This window comes from Micromonospora sp. CPCC 206171, assembly GCF_036906755.1.
Lineage (GTDB): Bacteria > Actinomycetota > Actinomycetes > Mycobacteriales > Micromonosporaceae > Micromonospora > Micromonospora purpureochromogenes.
On sequence record NZ_JBAKHT010000011.1, the window covers coordinates 1 to 22,121 of the forward strand.

The 22,121-nt window shown below is 74.1% G+C and carries 21 protein-coding genes; 6 read left to right on the forward strand and 15 right to left on the reverse strand.

Translation table 11 applies throughout. The features are described from left to right. Positions 1–136 precede the first annotated feature (136 nt). From V6U89_RS14900 to pgsA, 8 genes are all read right to left on the reverse strand, one after another. Positions 137–751, reverse strand: coding sequence for a DUF402 domain-containing protein (locus V6U89_RS14900; RefSeq protein ID WP_334571621.1), 615 nt, complete (start codon positions 749–751; stop codon positions 137–139). 5 nt (positions 752–756) lie between these two features. Beyond that, entirely contained in the window at positions 757–1,509 is a 753-nt protein-coding gene (locus V6U89_RS14905) for a YebC/PmpR family DNA-binding transcriptional regulator (RefSeq protein ID WP_088962808.1), read from the reverse strand. 296 nt (positions 1,510–1,805) lie between these two features. Then, entirely contained in the window at positions 1,806–2,411 is a 606-nt protein-coding gene (pdxT, locus tag V6U89_RS14910; protein WP_334571623.1) for a pyridoxal 5'-phosphate synthase glutaminase subunit PdxT, read from the reverse strand. Positions 2,412–2,449: 38 nt separating this feature from the next. Continuing rightward, positions 2,450–3,367 carry a pyridoxal 5'-phosphate synthase lyase subunit PdxS gene (gene pdxS / locus V6U89_RS14915; RefSeq protein ID WP_334571625.1) on the reverse strand — a complete coding sequence of 306 codons (918 nt, stop codon included), beginning with the start codon at positions 3,365–3,367 and terminating at the stop codon, positions 2,450–2,452. A 186-nt stretch (positions 3,368–3,553) separates the two neighbouring features. Then, positions 3,554–4,048 carry a hypothetical protein gene (locus V6U89_RS14920; RefSeq protein WP_211364372.1) on the reverse strand — a complete coding sequence of 165 codons (495 nt, stop codon included), beginning with the start codon at positions 4,046–4,048 and terminating at the stop codon, positions 3,554–3,556. 17 nt (positions 4,049–4,065) lie between these two features. Next, positions 4,066–5,235, reverse strand: a complete 1,170-nt coding sequence (locus V6U89_RS14925; RefSeq protein ID WP_334571627.1) for a glycosyltransferase family 4 protein — start codon at positions 5,233–5,235, stop codon at positions 4,066–4,068. 16 nt (positions 5,236–5,251) lie between these two features. Further along, positions 5,252–6,190 carry a phosphatidylinositol mannoside acyltransferase gene (locus V6U89_RS14930; RefSeq protein WP_334571628.1) on the reverse strand — a complete coding sequence of 313 codons (939 nt, stop codon included), beginning with the start codon at positions 6,188–6,190 and terminating at the stop codon, positions 5,252–5,254. After that, positions 6,187–6,807 carry a phosphatidylinositol phosphate synthase gene (pgsA, locus tag V6U89_RS14935; RefSeq protein ID WP_334571629.1) on the reverse strand — a complete coding sequence of 207 codons (621 nt, stop codon included), beginning with the start codon at positions 6,805–6,807 and terminating at the stop codon, positions 6,187–6,189. Before pgsA ends, V6U89_RS14930 begins: the two co-directional genes overlap by 4 nt. Positions 6,808–7,060: 253 nt before the next feature. Here pgsA and V6U89_RS14940 point away from each other — a divergent pair, with 253 nt between their 5' ends. Continuing rightward, positions 7,061–9,223, forward strand: coding sequence for an elongation factor G-like protein EF-G2 (locus tag V6U89_RS14940; RefSeq protein WP_334571630.1), 2,163 nt, complete (start codon positions 7,061–7,063; stop codon positions 9,221–9,223). Between the two features lie 279 nt (positions 9,224–9,502). On the opposite strand, the gene V6U89_RS14945 is transcribed toward V6U89_RS14940, so the two are convergent. Further along, on the reverse strand, positions 9,503–10,561 hold the full coding sequence (locus V6U89_RS14945; protein WP_334571631.1) for an aldo/keto reductase: 1,059 nt from the start codon (positions 10,559–10,561) through the stop codon (positions 9,503–9,505). A gap of 67 nt (positions 10,562–10,628) precedes the next feature. Between V6U89_RS14945 and V6U89_RS14950 the strand changes: the two genes are divergently transcribed. Continuing rightward, positions 10,629–11,138, forward strand: coding sequence for a hypothetical protein (locus tag V6U89_RS14950; protein ID WP_334571632.1), 510 nt, complete (start codon positions 10,629–10,631; stop codon positions 11,136–11,138). A 159-nt stretch (positions 11,139–11,297) separates the two neighbouring features. On the opposite strand, the gene V6U89_RS14955 is transcribed toward V6U89_RS14950, so the two are convergent. The 3 genes from V6U89_RS14955 to thrS form a co-directional block, all read right to left on the reverse strand. Then, positions 11,298–11,930 (reverse strand): CG0192-related protein, encoded by a 633-nt coding sequence (locus V6U89_RS14955; RefSeq protein WP_334571633.1) that lies wholly within the window; start codon positions 11,928–11,930, stop codon positions 11,298–11,300. Between the two features lie 49 nt (positions 11,931–11,979). Beyond that, positions 11,980–12,546 (reverse strand): HIT family protein, encoded by a 567-nt coding sequence (locus V6U89_RS14960; RefSeq protein ID WP_442933928.1) that lies wholly within the window; start codon positions 12,544–12,546, stop codon positions 11,980–11,982. A 173-nt stretch (positions 12,547–12,719) separates the two neighbouring features. Further along, on the reverse strand, positions 12,720–14,726 hold the full coding sequence (gene thrS, locus V6U89_RS14965; protein ID WP_334571634.1) for a threonine--tRNA ligase: 2,007 nt from the start codon (positions 14,724–14,726) through the stop codon (positions 12,720–12,722). 211 nt (positions 14,727–14,937) lie between these two features. Between thrS and V6U89_RS14970 the strand changes: the two genes are divergently transcribed. Further along, on the forward strand, positions 14,938–15,795 hold the full coding sequence (locus tag V6U89_RS14970; protein WP_334571635.1) for a DUF1775 domain-containing protein: 858 nt from the start codon (positions 14,938–14,940) through the stop codon (positions 15,793–15,795). Positions 15,796–15,797: 2 nt separating this feature from the next. Here V6U89_RS14970 and V6U89_RS14975 read toward each other — a convergent pair whose 3' ends face one another. After that, on the reverse strand, positions 15,798–16,718 hold the full coding sequence (locus V6U89_RS14975) for an ADP-ribosylglycohydrolase family protein (RefSeq protein ID WP_334571636.1): 921 nt from the start codon (positions 16,716–16,718) through the stop codon (positions 15,798–15,800). Between the two features lie 73 nt (positions 16,719–16,791). Between V6U89_RS14975 and V6U89_RS14980 the strand changes: the two genes are divergently transcribed. Both V6U89_RS14980 and V6U89_RS14985 read left to right on the forward strand, forming a co-directional pair. Then, positions 16,792–17,481, forward strand: a complete 690-nt coding sequence (locus V6U89_RS14980) for a response regulator transcription factor (protein WP_088962822.1) — start codon at positions 16,792–16,794, stop codon at positions 17,479–17,481. Positions 17,482–17,510: 29 nt separating this feature from the next. Beyond that, the gene (locus V6U89_RS14985; RefSeq protein WP_334571638.1) at positions 17,511–18,914 is read left to right on the forward strand and encodes a HAMP domain-containing sensor histidine kinase; all 1,404 of its coding nucleotides are present in this window, start codon (positions 17,511–17,513) and stop codon (positions 18,912–18,914) included. 274 nt (positions 18,915–19,188) lie between these two features. Here V6U89_RS14985 and V6U89_RS14990 read toward each other — a convergent pair whose 3' ends face one another. Then, entirely contained in the window at positions 19,189–20,214 is a 1,026-nt protein-coding gene (locus V6U89_RS14990; RefSeq protein ID WP_334571639.1) for an adenosine deaminase, read from the reverse strand. Then, complete coding sequence (locus tag V6U89_RS14995) at positions 20,211–21,005, reverse strand: trans-aconitate 2-methyltransferase (RefSeq protein ID WP_334571640.1); 795 nt, start codon at positions 21,003–21,005, stop codon at positions 20,211–20,213. The genes V6U89_RS14990 and V6U89_RS14995 overlap by 4 nt, the downstream gene beginning before the upstream one ends. An 85-nt stretch (positions 21,006–21,090) precedes the next feature. Here V6U89_RS14995 and V6U89_RS15000 point away from each other — a divergent pair, with 85 nt between their 5' ends. Beyond that, complete coding sequence (locus V6U89_RS15000) at positions 21,091–22,074, forward strand: aldo/keto reductase (protein WP_334571642.1); 984 nt, start codon at positions 21,091–21,093, stop codon at positions 22,072–22,074. Positions 22,075–22,121 lie beyond the last annotated feature (47 nt).

Here is a 22,121-nt window from a genome sequence, read left to right on the forward strand (position 1 = left end):
AGCAGGCGGACAAGTCCGGCCGAAGGCACAAAGGCCAGTCAGACGATGGGTCACGCCCGCTACTGCCAGCTATCAGCTCACCACCACTGAGCCGACCCCGCCATGCTCACAGTCAGCCGAGTTTCGCCCGCCGCTGTCAGCAGGGAACGGTGTCCCAGCCGGCCGGCAGGCGGGGCCCGTCCCAGGACGGGTCCGGCCGCCAGTGCGCCCAGCCCTCGTCCCACCAGCGCCGGCCGGCGTCGAGCAGGGCGGCGATCCGGTCCCCCTCGGCGCGGATGTCGTCGGCCATGCCCGGGTAGCGCCCCTCCGTGAGGCGCTGGGCGAACATCTCGACGTCCTTCCAGACGTACCGGTCGGCGCCCGCCGGCCACCACAGGTCCAGCTCGTGGTCGAGGGTGTCCACCCCGATCGGGGTACGCCGGAACGGGTCCTGGAGGTTGAAGTACCAACCGGCGAAGGCACGCTCCTCGCCGGCCCAGAAGACGTCCACCGAGTGCGCCTCACCCGGGCGCTGGAGCATCAGCTTGCCGTGTCCGGACCAGGCCGTGTGGCCGGCGGTCTGCCAGGGGTGCCGTCCACACGGGAAGGTGCCGCCCTCCGGGAAGCCGAACTCGGCCCCCGGCGGCAGGTAGAGCGCGAGCAGGTCGGCGGAGTCCTCGACGCAGATGGTCGGGCAGCCGAACCAGACCTCGCCGCGCAGCACCTCCCGCCGGACGACCACGTCGCCCGGCGGGAATCGCCGTCCGGTCACCGGGATCAGGCGTCGACCGCGGCCAGGACGTCGTCGGAGACGTCGAAGTTGGCGTAGACGTTCTGCACGTCGTCGCAGTCCTCGAGCACGTCGATCAGCTTGAAGACCTTGCGCGCGCCGTCGGCGTCCAGCGGCACGTTGACGCTGGGGATGAGCGAGGACTCGGCCGACTCGTACTCGATCCCGGCGTCCTGCAGGGCGGTGCGGACCGGAATCAGGTCGGTCGGCTCGGAGACCACCTCGTACGCCTCACCGAGGTCGTTGACCTCCTCCGCGCCCGCGTCGAGCACGGCCATCATGATGTCGTCCTCGGTCGTGCCGGCCTTGGGGACGATCACGACGCCCTTGCGGGAGAACATGTACGACACCGAGCCGGCGTCGGCGAGCGAGCCGCCGTTGCGGGTCAGCGCGGTGCGGACCTCGGTGGCGGCCCGGTTGCGGTTGTCGGTCAGGCACTCGATGAGCATCGCCACGCCGTTCGGGCCGTAGCCCTCGTACATGATCGTCTGCCAGTCGGCGCCGCCGGCCTCCAGGCCGGAGCCCCGCTTGACCGCGCGGTCGATGTTGTCGTTCGGTACCGAGTTCTTCTTGGCCTTCTGGATGGCGTCGTAGAGCGTCGGGTTACCGGCCGGGTCGCCGCCACCGGTACGCGCCGCGACCTCGACGTTCTTGATCAGCTTGGCGAACATCTTGCCGCGCTTGGCGTCGATGACGGCCTTCTTGTGCTTGGTGGTCGCCCACTTTGAGTGGCCGGACATCTCGTACCTCCGTCTGTCATTCCACGCCTGCGTCGACAGCCCGCGCCGACTCCACCCCGCAACCGGCGACAGGACGGCCGGTCGGCTCCGCGTGGAGGGCTGCGGCGGGCGATGGCCCTGCCGAACCGCGGCAATCCTACCGAGGTCGTGCCCCGGCTTGTCACACCCGGCACCCGTCCGGGCGGCGTCGGGGGCACCCGGGCCATGAAGAATGCAACCGGCGCGGAGCGGAAAACATGCCCGCCCGGTACGCGCGAGGGGCCCTTCCGATCCGGAAGGGCCCCTCGCGTGTCCGCTCAGGCGGCGCGGACCAGGTCCACGAAGTAGCGGTGCAGCCGCAGGTCGCCGGTGAGCTCCGGGTGGAACGAGGTGGCCAGCAGGTTGCCCTGCCGGACCGCGACGATCCGCTCGGCGGCCGGGCCCTCGCTGACCCGGCCGAGCACCTCGACGCCGTCGCCCACCCGCTCCACCCACGGGGCCCGGATGAAGACCGCGTGGAACGGCTCGCCCTCGACCCCGGCGATCTCCACCGGCGCCTCGAACGAGTCGACCTGCCGGCCGAACGCGTTGCGCCGCACCGTCATCTCGATGCCGGCGAAGCCGCGCTGGTCGGGCCGGCCGTCCAGGACCTCGGTGGCCAGCATGATCATGCCGGCGCAGGACCCGTAGACCGGCATCCCACCGGCGATCCGCTTGTCGATCGGCTCGCGCATCTCGAAGATGTCGGCCAGCTTGCTGATCGTGGTGGACTCGCCGCCGGGGATGACCAGCCCGTCGACCGCGTCCAGCTCGGCCGGACGGCGTACCGGGCGGGCCTCCGCGCCGGCGCCGGCCAGGGCCGCGACGTGCTCGCGGACGTCACCCTGCAGCGCGAGCACACCGATGATCGGCGTCTCGCCCATGCGCACCGTCCTCTCGTCGTTTCCCGACCCCGCCGGGGTCACCAGCCGCGCTCGGCCAGCCGGTGCGGCTGCGGGATCTCGTCGACGTTGATGCCGACCATCGCCTCGCCGAGGCCGCGGGAGACCTTGGCCAGCACGTCCGGGTCGTCGTGGAAGGTGGTGGCCTTGACGATCGCGGCGGCGCGCTGGGCGGGGTTGCCGGACTTGAAGATGCCGGAGCCGACGAAGACACCCTCGGCGCCGAGCTGCATCATCATCGCGGCGTCGGCCGGGGTGGCGATACCACCGGCGGTGAAGAGCACCACCGGCAGCTTGCCGGTCTCGGCGACCTCCTTGACCAGCTCGTACGGGGCCTGGAGCTCCTTGGCGGCGACGAACAGCTCGTCGGCCGGCAGCGAGCTGAGCCGGGCGATCTCCTGCCGGATCCTGCGCATGTGCATGGTGGCGTTGGAGACGTCGCCGGTGCCGGCCTCACCCTTGGAGCGGATCATCGCCGCGCCCTCGGTGATCCGGCGCAGCGCCTCGCCGAGGTTGGTCGCGCCGCAGACGAAGGGGACGGTGAAGGCCCACTTGTCGATGTGGTTGGCGTAGTCGGCCGGGGTGAGCACCTCGGACTCGTCGACGTAGTCGACACCGAGGGACTGCAGGATCTGCGCCTCGACGAAGTGGCCGATCCGAGCCTTGGCCATGACCGGGATGGAGACGGCGTTGATGATGCCGTCGATCATGTCCGGGTCGCTCATCCGGGACACCCCGCCCTGGGCGCGGATGTCGGCGGGCACGCGCTCCAGCGCCATCACGGCGACGGCGCCGGCGTCCTCGGCGATCTTGGCCTGCTCGGGGGTGACCACGTCCATGATCACGCCGCCCTTGAGCATCTCGGCCATGCCGCGCTTGACGCGGGCGGTGCCGACGAGGGAGGTGGCGCCAGCGTTCTGGGAGGTGGTTTCGGGCACGGGTTATCGCTCCTCGGACCTGCTCGGGGGGTGGCTACGGCTGATGCTACGGCGGGTTCAACGCCGGTCCGACAGCCAATCAGACCCCCGGTGGCCTGCACTGTGGCTGCCGTCACGCAGAACCGGACAGCCGCCCGCAGCGCCACGAAACCGGGCAGTCGGCACCACCGGCACCGAAAACCGACGTCAGCTCGCGGGAGCCTCGGCGGCGACCACGAGCGTCGGGTCGTCGACGTCGAAGTAGCGGGGCCACGGGTGCCGGCGTCCCATCCGGCACAGCCGCACCAACGGCCGGCTGCGCGCCGCCCGGGCGTCGCGGACCAGGTCGGTGTGCACCTGCCGGGCCAGCGCCAGCCGCCGGCTGGCGGCGATGACCGCCTCGCAGACCGGGTCGGCCGGGTCCAGCCGCACCGTACGCAACTGCCGGGTGAGGTCGTTCTCGGCGGCCTCCCGCTCCTCCGGCGGGGCGTCCAGCGCGATCCGCGCCGCCGCGTACAGCTCGACGCCGTAGCGTCGCTCGGCCAGCACCGCGGCCGCGGCCGCCCGGCGCAGCAGGTGCGCGTCGAGGGCCCGGGCCGCCGACTCCGCCCGGGACTGCAGCCGCTCGACCCGGCCGGCCGTCCAGACCAGGTACGCCGCCACCAGCGCGACGACCACCGTCGCGCCCACCACCCACCACATGTGCGGCATCGTAGTGCTCACACCGCCCCGCCCAGCCCCACCCATTCCTGGTCGATGACCCGGCCGTCGGTGGCCTCGATGGCCGCGGCGTAGACCTCCAGGACCCGGCGGGCGATCACCGGCCAGTCGTAGTGCGCCACCACCTGGTCGCCGCAGGCGGTCAGGGCGGCCCGGCCCTGCGGGTCGTCGAGCAGGTCGGCCAGGGCGGTACGCAGCGCGGCCGCGTCCCCGGTCGGGAAGAGCCGGCCGGCCCGCCCGCCGTCGAGCACCCGGCGGAACGCGTCGAGGTCGCTGGCGACCACCGTGGTGCCGGCGGCCAGCGCCTCGGTGAGGATCATCCCGAAGGACTCCCCGCCGGTGTTCGGGGCGACGTAGAGGTGCACGCTGCGCAGCATCCGGGCCTTCTCCTGCTCGGGCACCATGCCGAGGAACGTCACCCGGTCGCGCAGCTCGGCCGGGAACCGCCCGAACAGGTCGTCCGGGTCACCCGGGCCGGCCACCAGCAGGCGCAGGCCGGGCCGGTGCGGCGCCAGCGCGACGAAGGCGTCGCGCAGGATCGGGAACCCCTTGCGGGCCTCGGTGAAGCGGCCGAGGAAGCCGAGCGTGCCGCCGGTGCCCGGCGCGCACTCCCCCGGCCAGCCGGGGAGCGGCTCGACGCCGGCGAACTTGGCCACCGCCACCCCGTTGGGGATCTCCACCGCGCCGCCGTCCATGTGCTCGACCTGGACCTTGCGCGCGAGGGCGCTGACCGCGATCCGGGCGGTGATCCGCTCCAGCACGATCTGCAGGACGCCCTGCGCGGCGGAGAGCACCCGGGACCGGGTCATTGCGGTGTGGAAGGTCGCCACCACCGGTCCGCGCGCGGAGAGCACCGCCAGCATCGACAGGCTCAGCGTCAGCGGCTCGTGCACGTGCAGCACGTCGAAGTCGCCCCGGGTCAGCCAGCGGCGCACCCGGGCGGTGGAGACCGGGCCGAACGCGATCCGGGCCACCGACCCGTTGTACGGCAGCGGCACGGCGCGCCCCGCCGAGACCACGTACGGCGGCAGCGGCGACTCCTCGTCGGCCGGGGCGAGCACGCTCACCTCGTGACCGAGCCCGATCAGCGCCTCGGCGAGGTCCATGACGTGGTTCTGCACCCCACCGGGTACGTCGAAGGAGTACGGGCACACGATGCCGATCCGCACGTAGGCGCCCTTCCCGTCAGGCCTGGCCGGTGACCGGCGCAGGTGGTGTCGCGCCGCTGTCCGTGCTCCGCTGGTCCAGCCACATCCGCTGCAACATGTGCCAGTCTTCCGGATGCCGGGCGATGCCCGCCGCCAGAGCGTCGGCAATGCGTTGGGTCAGCAACCGGACCCGCTGGTCCAACGGCGCCGAGTCCGGGTCCGGCAGCGGCAGCGGACCCTCCAGCGAGGCGCAGGCGGCGTCCGATTCGTACCACATCGACGCGACGTAGAGCGGGGCGCCGGTGCGGACCGCCAGCAGCGCGGGGCCGGCCGGCATCCGGGTCCGGCCGCCGAAGAACTCGACCTCCACCCCTCGGGCGGAGAGGTCCCGGTCGGCCAGCAGCGGCACCACCGTGCCGGCGCGGACCCGGTCCACCAGCACGTCGAAGGCGGGCCGGTCGCCGCCGTGGGTGGGCAGGATCTCCATGCCCAGGCCCTGCCGGAAGGCGAGGAACCGCTCGTAGACCGCCTCGGGTTTGAGCCGCTCGGCGACGGTGGTGATCGGCCAGCCGGTGGCGGCGACCCAGGCCCCCGCGGCGTCCCAGTTGCCGCCGTGCGGCAGGGCGACCACCGCGCCCCGGCCGGCGGCCACGTCGGCGGCGAGCAGGTCCGCCCCGGCCGGGTCCAGCCGGAACCCGGCGAGGATCTGGGCACGGCTCAGCGCCGGCAGCCGGAACGCCTCCATCCAGTACCGGGCGTACGAGCGCATCCCGCGCCGGACCAGCGCGTCCAGCTCCGCCTCGGGCAGGTCGGGGCCGACCACCCGGCGCAGGTTGGCGCGCAGTCGGACCGTAGCCGGGCCGCCTCGGCGGTGGGCGCGGTCCGCGCCCGCCCGGAAGGCCGCAGCCACCACGGGCCGGGGCAGCGCGCGGGCCAGGCGCCAGCCGGCGACGTAGCCGAGCTCGGTGAGGTTCACTCCTTGCCGACCAGCTGGGCCTGCCGGTACACGTGCGCCATCCGCTGCCCCACCGTGAAGATCGAGACGGCGGCGAGCAGCCAGAGCGCGACCTCCAGGGCGGGGTCCACGCCGAGCCCGGTGAGCAGGCCGCCCACCCCGACGATCAGCAGCCGCTCGGTGCGCTCGGCGATGCCCACGTTGCCGGTCATGCCGAGCCCCTCGGCGCGGGCCTTGACGTAGGAGACCAGGCTGCCGGCGGCCAGGCAGAGCAGCGCCGCGGCCACCCCGGAGTACTCGTGCTCGGTGGCCAGCCAGTACGCCACCGCGCCGAAGACGGCGCTGTCGGCGATCCGGTCCATGCTCGAGTCGAGGAACGCCCCGAACCGGGTGGCGCCGCCGCTCATCCGGGCCATCGTCCCGTCGAGCAGGTCGGTGAGCGCGAAGAACGTCACGATGAGGGCACCGGCGACCAGGTCACCGCGGGCGCCGAAGCCGAGGGCGCCGACGAGCACGCCGAGGGTGCCGGTCACGGTGACCGCGTTGGGGGACACGCCGGCGCGGAGCAGGCCGCGCGCGACCGGCTCCACGACACGGGTCATCCCCGCGCGGGCCGTCACTTGGAAGATCTTCGCCATGGCGGTCCCACGATAACGGCCGGCAGCGGTCGGCGACACAGCCGGTCGTCCGACCCGCGTGGCGAAGGCTTGTGTCGGGTCGGTAACGGGTGTGAGATCGGGTGTGGGGGGTGAGCCAGCTCACCGGCCCACCCGGCTGATCACCCGTCGTCCAGGAGAGCACCGGAGGATATCGCCGCGGCACCCGCCCGGGCCCGCTTCCCCGTCGCGTGCGGCGGTCGCCACCAACCACGGCTGAGGGAGGTGCGCCGCGATGGCGCAGAAGAACCAGGAGAAGGGTGTCACCGGCGCGGCGCCGGTGGTGACCGAGCCCGGCAGGGTTCGCAACGTGGTGCTCGTCGGGCACTCCGGGGCGGGCAAGACGACCCTGGTCGAGGCGCTGCTCGCGGCCAGCGGCACGATCGGCCGGGCCGGCAGCGTCACCGACGGCACCACCGTCTGCGACCACGACCCGGCGGCGGTACGCCAGCAGCGCTCGGTGAGCCTGGCCTGCGCGCCGCTGATGCACCAGGGCGTCAAGGTCAACCTGCTGGACACCCCGGGGTACGGCGACTTCGTCGGCGAGCTGCGGGCCGGCCTGCGGGCCGCCGACGCCGCGCTGTTCGTGGTCTCCGCGGCCGACGGGATGGACATGGCCACGGCCGCGCTGTGGGAGGAGTGCGCCGCGGTGGACATGCCGCGGGCCGTCGCGGTCTCCCGGCTGGACCACCCGCGCGCCGACTTCGACGAGGCGGTGGCGCTGTGCCAGCGGGTGTTCGGCGACAACGTGCTCCCGCTCTACCTGCCGATGCTCGGCGACGACGGCGTGTCGGTGGCCGGCCTGATGGGCCTGATCACCCGCCGGGTCTTCGACTACTCCGCCGGGCTGCCCGCCGCCGTGCGCGAGCCGGACCCGGAGCACCTGCCGGCGATCCTGGAGTCCCGCAACGAGCTCATCGAGGGGGTCATCGCCGAGAGCGAGGACGAGACCCTGATGGACCGCTACCTCGGCGGCGAGGAGATCGACACCGAGGTGCTGATCACCGACCTGGAGAAGGCGGTGGCGCGGGGTCACTTCTACCCGGTGGTGCCGGTCTGCGCGGAGTCCGGCGTGGGCCTGGACGTGCTGCTGGACGGCCTGGTCGCCGCCTTCCCGTCCCCGCTGGAGCACGAGGTGCCCGCGGTCACCGGCGTGGACGGCTCGCCCCGGCCGCCGCTGAGCTGCGACCCGGACGGCCCGCTGGTCGCCGAGGTGGTCAAGACGACCGTCGACCGGCACGTCGGCCGGGTCTCGCTGGTACGGGTCTTCTCCGGCACGCTCCGCCCCGACCAGGTGGTGCACGTCTCCGGGCACGGCATGGCCGAACGCGGGCACCCCGACCACGACGCCGACGAGCGGGTGGGGCACATCTACACCCCGCTGGGCGCGGCGCTGCGCGAGGTGACCACCTGCGTGGCCGGCGACCTCTGCGCGATCACCAAGTCGGGCAGCGCGGAGACCGGCGACACCATCTCCGCCAAGGAGGACCCGCTGCTCGTCGCCCCCTGGGCGATGCCCGAGCCGCTGCTGCCGGTGGCGATCGTGGCGAAGAGCCGGGCCGACGAGGACGCTCTGGCCCGCAACCTGGGCCGGCTGGTCGCCGGTGACCCGACGCTGCGCCTGGAGCGCAACCCGGAGACCCACCAGCTGGTGCTCTGGTGCATGGGCGAGGCGCACGCCGACGTGGTCCTCGACCGGCTGCGCAGCGGCGGCGTCGAGCTGGAGACCGAGCCGGTACGGGTGGCGCTGCGCGAGACGCTGACCGTCGGGGGCCGGGGCCACGGCCGGCACGTCAAGCAGTCCGGCGGCCACGGCCAGTACGCCGTCTGCGACATCGAGGTGGAGCCGCTGCCGCGCGGCGAAGGCTTCGAGTTCGTCGACCGGGTGGTCGGCGGGGCGGTCCCGCACAACTACATCCCGTCGGTGGAGAAGGGTGTGCGGGCGCAGATGGAACGCGGCCTGGTGGCCGGCTACCCGGTGGTGGACCTGCGGGTCACCCTCGTCGACGGCAAGGCGCACAGTGTCGACTCCTCCGACGCGGCCTTCCAGACCGCCGGCGCGCTGGCGCTGCGGGACGCCGCCGAGAAGGGGCAGCCGGCGCTGCTGGAGCCGGTGGACGAGGTGGTCATCCGGGTACCCGACGGCTCGGTCGGCGCGGTGATGGGTGACCTGTCCGGCCGGCGCGGCCGGGTGCTCGGCACCGAGCCCGATCCGGACGCCGACGGGCGCACCCTGGTCCGCGCCGAGGTGCCCGCCACCGAACTGCTCCGCTACGCGGTCGAACTCCGCTCGATGACCCACGGCACGGGCACCTTCACCCGCGACTTCGCCCGCTACGACCCCATGCCCGCCCACCTGGCGGACCAGGCCCGCAAGGAACACACCACCCGCACCTGACCCACCCGCCCCGCCCCCTGAGCCCGCGCCCCCTCAGCCGCGCACTTTCAGAGAAAGAGTGCCTATTCCCCGCTGGATAGCCACGCTTTCTCTGAATGTCCGCCCGGATCTTGCACGCGTCGCCCGGCACGCGCCCGGGCGCGTCGCGCCGGCCGCGCCGCGCCGCGCCCGACCGTCCCAGCCAGGGCCCTGACCGGCTGCGCACCTGCCCGCGGGATGGGCACTCTTTTCTGAAAGTGTGCGGCGCCGGGGCCTTGGGGCCGGGCCGGGCGTGGTGGGTCAGGGGCGGGCGGTGGGGGTGGGCGGCATCGGCCAGTGGGGGCGGTCGGCGTCGCGCAGGGCGGCGGTGCGCAGGGCGGCGAGCTGCCGTTCCACCTCGGCGAAGTGGTCCGGGGCGAGCGGGCCGAGGCGCAGGGCGGCGGCGTTCTCCTCGACCTGGACGACCGTGCGGCAGCCGGGGATCGGCACCGTGCGGGCGCTGCGGGCCCAGATCCAGCCCAGCGCGCCCTGGCTGAGGGTGCGCCCGTCCGCGGTGAGCGCGCCACGTACCGCCGCGACCCGGCGCAGCCACTCCGGCGCCGGACGCCCGCCGCGGAACCACTCCAGCCAGGTCGGGGCGGCGCCGCGTACGTCGTCGCGGGGCAGCGTGGACGTCGCCGTGTACTTGCCGGTCAGCAGCCCCATCCCGAGCGGGCTCCGGTTGACGCTGGCCAGGTCGTGCTTGTCGCAGACGGCCAGCATCACCGGGGTGTCCCGGAGCACGGAGAGGGTGTGCTGCACGGCAGTGGCGTGCGGGGCCGCCTCGGCGAAGGCCGCCGCCCGGTCGGCCCGGTCGGTGCTCCAGCCGTACGCGCGGACGAACCCCTCGGCGACCAGGTCCTCCAGCGTGCCGAGCAGCGCCTCCACCCGGGGCAGCGGCAGGTCGCCCAGGTGCAGCTGGTAGAGGTCGATCCGGTCGGTGTCCAGCCGGCGCAGCGAATCGGTGACCGCCCGGCGCAGATACGCCGGGGACGGGTCCTCCCCGGTGGCCTGGCGAGCCTGCTCGTCGAAGGTGTAGCCCCACTTGGTGGCGATCACGGCCTCGTCCCGCCGGCCGGCGAGCGCCCGGCCGAGGACCCGCTCGCCGTGCCCGGCCCCGTACGTGTCGGCGGTGTCGAAGAGGGTCACGCCGAGGTCCAGCGCCCGGCGGACGGCCCGGACCGACTCCTCGTCGTCGACCCTGCCCCAGCCCAGCGGCCGGGCGCCCTCGGCCCAGGGGCCACCGATCGCCCAGCACCCCATGCCGAGGGCGCTGACCTCGATGCCGCTGCGGCCCAACGTCCGCGTCGTCACTGCCATCGCCGCATCCTGCCACCTCCACCCGACAGACGGGCGGGAACGTCACCTGTCGTGCAGGATCGATCGCATGGGACGGCTGGGCGTGGACGTCGGCGGTGTGATCATCGAGCTGAGCGACGGGACCGAGGACACCTCGTTCTTCGGCGACAACTACCTGCGGACACCCCCGCTGGACGGGGTGTTCGAGGCGCTGGCCGCGCTGGTCCCGCTCTTCGACGAGGTGTACGTGGTGTCGAAGTGCGCCGAGCCGACCGAGCGGCGGACCCGGGACTGGCTGGCCCACCACGACTTCCACGCCCGCACCGGGATCGGCCCGGAGCGGCTCCGCTTCTGCCGTACCCGGCCGGAGAAGGGGCCGATCGCCGCGCAGCTGGGGCTGACCCACTTCGTCGACGACCGGCTGGAGGTGCTGGGCTACCTCGACACGGTGCCGCACCGGTACCTGATGCGGCCCCGGGAGGACGAGGTGGCCGCGCACCGGGCCCAGCTGGCCGGAGTGCGGCGGGTGGAGAGCTGGCCGGAGCTCGTCGCGCGGATCTCCGCGGACGCCGCGGAGGCCACCGCAAGCGGACGCTGACCGCGCGACAACCGCCAACCGCCGCGCACCGAATGGCGGTACGGCCCGGCGAGCCGCCGGCGGCCGTCAGCGCTGGGGCGGACAGGTCAGCCGTCAGCGCCGGAGCGCGGAGGCGAGCAGCAGCCGTCAACGTCCGAACGCGGAGACGCGCGGCAGCCGTCAGCGCCGGAGCGCGGAGGCGAGCGGGAGCGGGGTCGGCTGGCCCTCCCAGGTGCCGGTCAGCACGGCACCGGCCGGCGAGGTGCCGTGGTCGAGGCGGCGGACGACCGTCAGCTCGACGGTGTCGGTGACGATCAGCGTCGGGTCGGCGTCCACCACCCGGCGGGGCGTACCCACCTCGGGCAGTTCGGCGTCGTCGGCCCCGCTGCTGTCGACGGCCATCGTCGGCGCCCGCCGCTCCTGCCCGCCGTCGACCTCGATGTACTCCTCGGCCTGGCCGGAACCGGTGAGGATCGCGGCGGCCAGCGCAGCGGCGTAGACCGGGTCGCCGCAGGCGTCGTAGACCCAGCGCCGGCCGAGCACCGAGTGCGCGGTGGTCCCGACCAGCCGGTCGTCGGCGCCCTCCAGCGGCGCGCCCCGGTAGGTGAGCGGGACCTGGTGGACCGGCCCGTCACCGGCCCGGACGAGCAGGGTCTCGATGCCGACCTCTCCGGCCGGGTCGTCGAACCGGTAGCCCGCGACGCGCACCACCTCGACGCCGGCCGGTCCGGCGTACCAGCCTCGGCCCGGCAGCCACTCGGCGAGCAGTTCCAGCTTCGTGGGGCGCAGCGTGGCGCGGTGCAGCAGGGCCATGCGCAAGATCCTATGCCCGGCCGGACGCGCGAGCCGGCCCGGCGTGGGGTCAGGCCGGCCAGGCCTTGGCGAACAGGTCGCGGGTGTCGGCCAGCAGCTGCGGCAGGACCTTCGTCCGGCCGATCACCGGCATGAAGTTGGCGTCGCCGCCCCAGCGCGGCACCACGTGCTGGTGCAGGTGGGCGGCGATGCCGGCGCCGGCGACGCCGCCCTGGTTCATGCCGAGGTTGAACCCGTGCGCGTTGCTGACCGTGCGGACCACCCGCATCGCGGTCTGGGTGTACACGCCCAGTTCGATGGTCTCCGCCGGGTCCAGGTCGGTGTAGTCGGCCACGTGCCGGTACGGGCAGACCAGCAGGTGCCCCGGGTTGTACGGGTAGAGGTTGAGCACCGCGAAGACGTGCTGCCCGCGCGCCACGACCAGGCTCTCCCCCTCGGGCAGGCCGGGGGCCAGGCAGAACGGGCAGCCGGTGGGCTTCTCGTAGCCGCCCTCGGGACGGTCCTCGCCGGAGATGTAGGTCATCCGGTGCGGCGTCCAGAGCCGCTCCAGTCCGTCCGCCAGGCCGGTGTCGCCGATGTCCGTGCCGTCGTCAGAGTGCCGCGCCGCCCCAGTCACACGCCGATCCTACGGTCACCGCACCGGACCCACCCGTCCCCACCGCCCCGCCCGAACCCGGCCGCCCTCCCCCTCGCGCTCGTTCCGAGAAAGAGTGGCCATCCGGCGCGGAATGGCCACTCTTTCTCGGAAAGTGCGCGGCTCTTCAGGGGGGTGGGTGGGCTCCGGCGGGGTCAGCTCTTGGCGGAGGGGCCGGAGTTGGAGCGGGAGGTGACCACGTCCAGCACGTGGGTGACGGCCTCGGCCATCGGGACGCCGTTGCGCTGGGAGCCGTCCCGGTAGCGGAAGGAGACGGTGCCGGCGGCCACGTCGTCGTCGCCGGCGATCACCATGAACGGGATCTTCTGCTGCTGGGCGGTGCGGATCTTCTTCTGCATCCGGTCGTCACCCGCGTCGACCTGGGCGCGGATCCCCTCGGCGCGCAGCGCCGCGACGAAGCCGTGCAGGTAGTCGGTGTGGTCCTCCCGGATCGGGATGCCGACCACCTGCACCGGGGCCAGCCAGGCCGGGAACGCGCCCGCGTAGTGCTCGGTGAGCACGCCGAAGAACCGCTCGATCGAGCCGAAGAGGGCTCGGTGGATCATCACCGGCCGCTGCCGGCTGCCGTCCGCCGCCTGGTACTCCAGGCCGAACCGCTCCGGCTGGTTGAAGTCGACCTGGATGGTGGACATCTGCCAGGTCCGGCCGATGGCGTCCTTGGCCTGTACCGAGATCTTCGGGCCGTAGAAGGCCGCGCCGCCCGGGTCGGGCACCAGGTCCAGCCCGGACGACTCGGCAGCGGTGCGCAGCGCCTCGGTCGCCTCCGCCCAGTCCTCGTCCGACCCGATGAACTTGGGTGAGTCGTCGCGGGTGGACAGCTCCAGGTAGAAGTCGTCCAGGCCGTAGTCGCGCAGCAGGTCGAGCACGAACGACAGCAGGGTGGACAGCTCGCCGGGCATCTGCTCGCGGGTGCAGTAGATGTGCGAGTCGTCCTGGGTCAGGCCGCGTACCCGGGTCAGGCCGTGCACCACGCCGGACTTCTCGTACCGGTAGACCGTGCCGAACTCGAACAGCCGCAGCGGCAGCTCGCGGTAGGACCGCCCGCGCGCCCGGAAGATCAGGTTGTGCATCGGGCAGTTCATCGCCTTGAGGTAGTAGTCCGCGCCCTCCAGCTGCATGGGCGGGAACATCGTCTCGGCGTAGTAGGGCAGGTGTCCCGAGGTCTCGAACAGGTGCGCCTTGGTGATGTGCGGGGTGTTGACGAACTCGTACCCGGCCGCCTCGTGCCGGCGGCGCGAGTAGTTCTCCATCTCCCGGCGGATGATGCCGCCCTTGGGGTGGAAGACCGCCAGGCCCGAGCCGATCTCATCGGGGAAGCTGAACAGGTCGAGGTCCGCGCCGAGCTTGCGGTGGTCGCGCCGGGCGGCCTCCTCCAGCAGCTTCAGGTACGCCTTCAGCTCGTCCCGGGTCGGCCACGCGGTGCCGTACACCCGCTGCAGCTGCGGGTTCTTCTCCGACCCCCGCCAGTACGCGGCGGCCGAGCGCATCAGCTTGAACGCGCCGATCAGCCGGGTGGTGGGCAGGTGCGGCCCCCGGCACAGGTCGGACCAGCAGACCTTGTCCTCGTTCGCGGCGAGGTTGTCGTAGATGGTCAGCTCGCCGCCGCCCACCTCCATCACCTCGGAGGAGTCCAGCCCCTCCCCCTTGACGTCGATCAGCTCCAGCTTGAACGGCTCGGCGGCCAGCTCGGCCTTCGCCTCGTCGAGGCTGTTGAAGCGGCGACGGCGGAACCGCTGGCCGGACTTGACGATCTCCTGCATGCGCTTCTCGAGCTTGCTCAGGTCGTCCGGCTGGAACGGCTTGTCGACGGCGAAGTCGTAGTAGAAGCCGTTCTCGATGGGCGGGCCGATGCCGAGCTTGGCCTCCGGGAAGACGTCCTGCACGGCCTGGGCGAGCACGTGCGCCGTCGAGTGGCGCAGCACGTTGAGCCCGTCCGGCGAGTCGAGGGTGACCGGCTCGACGCTGGTCTCCTCGGCCGGCTTCCAGTCCAGGTCGCGCAGCACGCCCTGCGGGTCGCGGACCACCACGATCGCCTTCGGCCCGGCCATCGGCAGCCCGGCCGCGGCCACCGCGTCGGCCGCCGTCGTCCCGGCGGCGACGACGACGGGGTCGGCCACGACGGGGGTACGGGGTGCGGACACGGTGACTCCTCAACTGCAGACGGTACGGATGCTGCCGGTTCCGGCTCCTGCGATGCTATCGGTCGCCCGTTTCCGCCCGGTCGTCGGGAAAGGATGGGCCCGCGTGTCCCCGCCCGCCGCGCAGATCGGGCCGGCGCGGATTGAACCTTTCCGACCCGGGATCCGAACTACCCGGTGTGGCCGGAAACCGGAGCCGGCCGCGTGGAGACGGATGGGGGCACAGATGGCGATCACCCGCAACGGCGGCCGGCGGGCGGGTCTCGTGCTGACCGCCGCGGTCGCCGGGGCGCTGGCCTGGCCGGGCGCGGCGCTGGCGGCGGACGTGACGACCACGCCGACGCAGGCGAGCCAGGGCGACGCGGTGGAGCTGACCTTCGTGGTGCCGGAGGAGCGGCCCGGCGCGCGCACCGAGAAGATCGAGGTCAAGTTGCCCCCGGACGCCCCGATCGGGGAGGTCTACCCGTTGTCGGTGGACGGCTGGGCGCCCCTGATCACCTCCCGGAACCTGGACGCCCCGGTCGCCGGCATCCACGCGCCCTCGGTGACCACGGTGACCGCCGCGGTGGTCTGGACCCGGGCCGCCGGCAAACCGCAGCCCGGCCCCGCCCGGCTCGCCCTGGCGATGGGCCCGCTGCCGCAGACCGACCGGATGAGCTTCGAGGTGGTGCAGACGTACTCCGACGGCACGGTGGTGCGCTGGGCCGACCCGGCCGGTGGCGCACACCCGGCCCCGACCCTGGCCCTGCTTCCGGCGGCCCCCGGGGCGGCGACCGGACACGGCCACGGCGGCCCGGACGCCGCGCCGGCCGACGGCGGGGACCAGGCGGCGGCCGACCCGGGCGCGGAGGACGACGGACCGAGCGCGGACGTGCTGCTCGGCGGTGGTCTGCTGATCGGCCTGGGCGGTGGCGCCCTGGTCGGCTGGGCGGTGAGCCGGGCCCGGCACCGGGCCGAGCCGGCGGACGACGTCGAGGGCGACCAGCCCGACGGCGAGCCGTCGACGGACGAGCAGCCCGAGGGCGACCGCTCGACCGCCGGCGTGCGGGGCGAGCCGGTGGGTTCGCGCTGAGTTCAGCGCGCCCAGTCCGGCAGCGGCTCCCGCGCCGCCAGCCAGCCGTCGGGCACCCCGCTCGGCGTACCGACCCCGGTGTGGGCGGCGACGATCGCGCCGACGATCGCGGCGGTGGTGTCGACGTCCCCGCCCGCCTCGACGCAGGCCCGGATCGCCGCCGGATAGTCGTCGAGGTGGGTGGCGGCGACCCAGAGAGTGAAGGCCACCGTGTCCTGGGCCGTCACCCGGGAGCCGTTACCGAGCGCCTCGACGGCCTCCGGCAGCCCTCTGCCGAGCAGTCCGACGGCGCGGCGTACCCGGCGGTGCACCTCGGCGGCCGGGTCCAGCGCGGTGGCGACCGCCGCGAGCAGCCGGGCCGGGTCGGGGCGGTCGCCGTCCAGGCGGGCCCGGGCGGCGAGCGCGGCGGCCACGGCCACCGCGACCGCGCCGGCGATCCCCTCCGGGTGGGCGTGGGTGACCTCGGCGGAGGCGCGGGCCTGCGCCGCCGCCCGGGTGGTGGAGTCGGCGAACCAGGCGCCCAGCGGCCCGACCCGCATCGCCGCGCCGTTGCCGCAGGAACCCTGCCCGTCGAACGCCGACGCGGCGGCCACCGGCCAGGGCGTACCGGTGCGGATCAGGCGCAGGATGGTCACCGCGCCCGGCCCGTATCCCCGGTACGGCTCGCAGCGCTCGGCGAAGGCGAGCGCCAGCCGGTCCCGGTCGATGCCGCCGTGCTCGGCGAGTTCAGCGACGACCGAGCAGGCCATCTCGGTGTCGTCGGTCCACTGCCAGGGCGGCGGGGGCAGCCGGCCGGCTGCCATGTCGTCCGGGTGCCGGCCCGGTACGAAGAACTGCGATCCGAGGGCGTCGCCGACGGAGAGACCGGTGAGACTGTCCCGGGCCAGGGCCAGCCGGGTGTCGGGAAACAGGGTGAACGTCATCGTCGTGCCAGCTTGCCCGGTGCGCGGGCCCTCCGCAACGCGATCAACTTGCCACGGGCAGTACGGTGCTGACGTGGCCACCGTGCTCCTGGTCGAAGACGACCACGTCGTACGCGGCGCGATGCTGCGTTCACTCAGCGAGCGGGGGCACGCGGTGCACGCGGTCGGCACGGCGCTGGACGCGCTGCGCCGGGTCGCCGCCGAGACCCCCGACCTCGTCGTGCTCGACCTCGGCCTGCCCGACCTGGACGGCTCGGACGCGCTGCGGATGCTGCGCGGCATCACCGACGTACCGATCATCATCGCCACCGCCCGCGACGACGAGCAGTCGGTGGTCCGGCTGCTGCGGGCCGGCGCGGACGACTACATGGTGAAGCCGTTCACCGGCGCGCACCTGGACGCCCGGATCACCACCGTGCTGCGCCGGGTCGGCCGGGCCAGCCGGACGGTGCAGCCGGCGGTGCACACGGTGGGCGGCCTGCGGGTGGACGTGGGCGAGCGCAGCGCGGTGCTCGACGGGGAGCCGCTGGCGCTGACCCGCAAGGAATTCGACCTGCTGGCGTATCTCGCCGCACGACCCGGCCGGGTAGTGTCCCGGCGGGAACTCTTGGAGGAGGTATGGCGGCAGCCGTCGGTCGGCGAGGACCAGACCATCGACGTTCACCTGTACTGGCTACGCCGAAAGATGGGCGAGTCCGCGGCGAAGCCGCGCTACCTGCGCACCGTGCGGGGGGTGGGCTTCCGACTGGTGGCCCCGGACTGAGGCTGGCGCTGGCCTACCTCACGGCCGGCATGTGCGCGCTGGTCGCGCTGGCGTTCCTGATCCCGCTCGGGGTGAGCCTGCGCGACGACGTCCACGACGAGGCGCTGGCCGACGCGGCCCGGCGCAGCGCGCTGGTCACCGGAGCCCTCGCGGTCAGCACCGAACCGGCGGCCGTACGGCGGGCCGTCGAGGCCACCGGGGACGACCCGGCGACCCGGCCGGTCGTGCACGGGCTGGGCGGGGACGAGACGGCCGGCCGGGCCGCCGAGCCGGACCTGCAACGGGCCCGTACGGAGAAGCGGTCGGTGGTCACCGACGTCTCCGGCGGGGTGCTCCGGCTGGACCCGGTGGTGCTCGACGGCCGGGTGGCCGTGGTGGAGGTGTTCGTTCCCGAGGCCGACCTCGACGAGGGCTCCCGGGGCACCTGGCTGCTGCTGACCGCCGTCGCGGTGGCCCTGGTGGGCGCCGCCGTGATCGTGGTCGACCGGGTCGCGGCCCGCGCGGTCGACTCCACCCGGGGGCTGGTCAAGGCGGCCCTGGCCGTCGGCGACGGCGACCTGGGCGTACGCGTCGAGCCGAGCGGCCCGCGGGAGCTGGCCGAGGCCGGGTATGCGTTCAACCGGATGGCCGACCGGCTGGTCGCCTCCCGCACCGACGAACGGGAGCTGGTGGCGGACCTGTCGCACCGGCTGCGGACGCCGCTGACGGTGCTGCGGCTGGACGCCGAGGGGCTGGACTCCGACGACACCAGCGTCGGCTCGTTCACCCCGGCCGAGCTGGACCGGCGGCGCACGATCCGGCGCATCCGGCAGGCGATCGTCACCCTCGAGGGCGAGATCGACGTGCTGATCAAGACCACCCGCAAGGCGGTGGCCCACGAGGCCGGGCCGGCGGAGTGCGACGTCAGCGAGGTGGTCCGGGACCGGATGGTGTTCTGGGCGGCGCTGGCCGGCGACCAGAACCGGCCGCACCGGGTCAGCGGCGCCCAGCTGCGCATCCCCGCGCCGGTGCCGCGCGCCGAGCTGGCCGCCGCGCTCGACGCGGTGATCGGCAACGTGTTCCGCTACACCCCGCAGGGGACGGCGTTCGAGGTGGCGGTCTCCCGCCGCGACGGCTACGTGGCGATCCGGATCGACGACGCCGGCCCCGGCATCGCCAACCCGGACCGGGCGCTGCGCCGGGGCGCCAGCGACCAGGGCTCCACCGGGCTGGGGCTGGACATCGCCAAGCGGGTGGCGTTGCAGGCCAACGGTTCGGTGAGCATCGACCGGGCCCGGCTGGGCGGGGCCAGCGTGGTGATGCTGCTGGCCGACCCGGAGGCGACGCCCCGGCAGGTCAACCGCTTCGGGCTGGTCGGCCGGATGGCCCGGGAAGCCCGGGAGCAGAAGACCGGCGGGCGCCGGTGGCCCCGGCAGCGTGCCGCCGACGACTGAGCCACCACGACCGGCAGCGGGTCCGGCGACCCGGGCGGGCCGGCGGCGAGGCGGACGGGCGCTGGTTGTGGGGCGGCGCAAGTCTTCCTTAGATCCGGGTTAACGCGGTCGCCGGTGCGGCCGGGCGCTGCCAGGATCAGGGAGAACCCATCAGCTCCACCGGTCTTGTCGCCCCTGACAACTGCCGGCCGGTGGAGCCCGAGCGCGCGGCGGGGGCACGGTCCCCCCACACCCGCTCCCGCCGCGCGCCCCACCTCACCGACGGTCGTGCGGCTCAGCGGGTCCCGGCTGCCGACCAGGCGTCGATCTCGGCGCTGATCCGGGCCTTCTCGCCCGGTTCGAGGAACGAGGCGGTCACCGCGTCCCGGGCCAGCGCGGCCACCCCCTCGGGGCCGACGTCGAGCAGCCCGGCGGCCACCGCGTACTCGTCGTTGAGGGTGGTGCCGAACATCGGCGGGTCGTCGGAGTTGATGCTGACCAGCACGCCGGCGTCGACCAGCCGCCGCAGCGGGTGCTCCGCGAGCCGCGCCACGGCCCGGGTACGGACATTGGAGGTCGGGCAGACCTCCAACGCGATCCGGTGCTCGGCCAGGTACGCCAGCAGCTCCGGGTCCTCGGCGGCGGAGATCCCGTGCCCGATCCGCTCGGCGCCCAGGTCGCGCAGGGCGTCCCAGACCGTCTGCGGGCCGGTGGTCTCCCCCGCGTGCGGCACCGAGCGCAGTCCGGCCGCCCGGGCCTGGTCGAAGTACGGCTTGAACTGCGGCCGGGGCACCCCGATCTCGGGGCCGCCGAGACCGAAGCTGATCAGCCCGTCCGGCCGCTCCTCCAGGGCGATCCGCAGGGTCTCCTCGGCCGCCGGCAGCCCGGCCTCGCCGGGGATGTCGAAGCACCAGCGCAGGGCGATGCCGAAGTCCGCCTCGGCCCGCTTGCGGGCGTCCTCGATCGCCTCGCAGAACGCCGGTGCGGGGATGCCCCGGCGCACGTGCGAGTACGGGGTGATGGTCAGCTCGGCGTACCGGACCTGCTGGCGGGCCAGCTCGCGGGCCACCTCGTGGGTGAGGATCCAGACGTCCTCCGGGTCGCGGATCAGGTCCACGACGCTGAGGTACACCTCGATGAAGTGGGCGAAGTCGCGGAACGCGAAGTAGTCGACGAGCGCCGCCGGGTCCGCCGGGACCGGGCTGCGCCCCTCGTGCCGGGCGGCCAGCTCGGCGACGATGCGGGGCGAGGCGGAGCCGACGTGGTGCACGTGCAGCTCCACCTTGGGCAGTCCGGCGATGAAGGTGGGCAGGTCGGTCACAGGTTCTCCTCTGCGCGGGCGCCGGTACGGGCGACGGTGAAGATCCGGCGGAACGGGAAGTACACCTGACCCTGCCGCACCGGGTACGCCTCGGCGAGGCGTACCCCCAGCTCGGCCCGGAAGTCCGCCCAGCCGGCGGCGTCCAGCGCGGCCCGGACCGGTCGCAGCGCGGTCCCCTCCATCCAGGCCAGCACCGGGTGGTCGGCGGCCGGGTCGGCCGGCAGCAGGTGCACGTAGACAGTCTCCCAGGCGTCGACCGCGCAGCCGGAGCCGGTCAGCGCGGCGGCGTAGTCGACGGCGTCGTCGACCGGGGTCTCGCGCAGCAGCGGCGCCAGCATGGCCGCCCAGCGGTCGCGGCGGGCCACCTCGCGCAGCGCCCGGTGCGAGGCCGCGTCGAAGTTGCCGGGCACCTGGAACGCCAGCCAGGCGCCGGCGGGCAGCTCGCGGGCCCAGCGGGCGAGCAGCTCCCGGTGCTCCGGCACCCACTGGAGCACGGCGTTGCAGACGACCACGTCGACGTCGGGTGCGGGCCGCCAGTCCCGGACGTCACTGACGCTGAACTCGACCGGGGCGGCCAGGGCGGCGGCCCGGTCGATCATCTCCGGGGACGAGTCGAGACCGCGGATCTCGGCGGCCGGCCAGCGGGCGGCGAGGGTGGCGGTCAGGGTGCCGGGCCCGCAACCCAGGTCGACCACGGCGCGCGGCCGGTCGGCCGGGACGCGGGCGACGAGGTCGTGGAACGGGCGGGACCGTTCGTCGCCGTAGCGCAGGTAGGTCGCCGGATCCCACATCGCTGCCTCCAAACCGTACGTACGTCTTGCTAAGACCCTACGGCCCCCGCTGCGGTCCGGCAAGGCGGTCACTAGGCTTCCTCCGGTGGGACAGCGCAGCTTCGACCGGCTCGGCCGGCGGGTGGGTGTGGTCGGCCTCGGCGCCTGGCAGCTCGGCGCCGACTGGGGCCGGGTCAGCGAGAGCGACGCCCTGGCCGTGCTCGACGCCGCCGTGGACTCCGGAGTGACCTTCCTGGACACCGCCGACGTCTACGGCGACGGACGCAGCGAGCAGCTGATCGGGCGGTTCCTGCGCGAGCGGCCCGGGCACGGCCTGACCGTGGCCACCAAGATGGGCCGCCGGGTGGAGCAGACACCCGAGGCCTACACCCTGGACAACTTCCGGGCCTGGACCGACCGGTCCCGGGCCAACCTCGGCACGGACACCCTGGACCTGGTCCAGCTGCACTGCCCGCCCACCGCCGTCTTCGCCGACGACCGGGTCTTCGACGCCCTCGACACGCTGGTCGCCGAGGAGCGCGTCGCCGGGTACGGGGTCAGCGTGGAGACCTGCGACCAGGCGCTCACCGCCATCGCCCGGCCCGGCGTCGCCAGCGTGCAGATCATCCTCAACGCCGTCCGGCTCAAGCCCCTGGAGCGGGTGCTGCCGGCCGCCGCCGCGGCCGGGGTGGGCGTCGTCGCCCGGGTGCCGCTGGCCAGCGGCCTGCTCTCCGGCCGGTACGACGAGCACACCACCTTCGCCGCCGACGACCACCGCAGCTACAACCGGCACGGGGAGAGCTTCGACGTCGGCGAGACCTTCTCCGGCGTCGACTACGACCTCGGCCTGGCGGTCGTGCGGCGGCTCGCCCCGCTGGTCGGCACGGACCGCACGATGGCCCAGTTCGCGCTGCGCTGGATCATCGACCAGCCGGGCGTCACCGTGGTCATCCCCGGCGCGCGCGACGCCGCGCAGGCGCGGGGCAACGCCGTCGCGGCCGACCTGCCGCCGCTGACCGCCGCCGAGCGGGACACGGTCCGGGCGGTCTACGACGAGCTGGTCCGCGCCCGGGTGCACGACCGGTGGTGAGCCGCGCCGGGGCGGTGCTCGCGTACCGGCCGGACGGGCCGCATGCT